Source organism: Campylobacter sp. RM9328, assembly GCF_012978615.1.
Window position 1 is genome coordinate 1 of record NZ_LIWF01000085.1, and the last position, 351, is coordinate 351.

At 31.9% G+C, this 351-nt stretch carries 1 pseudogene; it reads right to left on the reverse strand.

Annotated features, from left to right (window positions below):
* Positions 1–351 (reverse strand): annotated as a pseudogene (locus CCAL9328_RS10805) (hypothetical protein); the annotation flags it as partial.

The window sequence follows — 351 nt, forward strand, 5'->3', positions numbered from 1 at the left end:
CAGCATAACGCTAGATTTTACATTTTGATACTTTGCCTTTGCTTCATCATCAAATTCATTTATATAATCATCTCTATTTTTAAGCTCGCTCATATAATCATTATATAAATTCATAAATCTCGTGTATTGTTGATTTTGATAAGAGTTTTTATCGCTATCTCGCCAATAGTACTCTTTGGTTGTTGTATCAAATACATTATTAAAGCCAAAATTTGTAGTATGCGGATAACTCGATAACTCTTCTAATCTATAACTCCCATCAACTCCTTGCTTAGCATAAGCAATCCCAAGCAATCCATTAAAAGCTCCCAAATTTGAATTTATATCTATCCAGCCATCTTCATCGGCTAG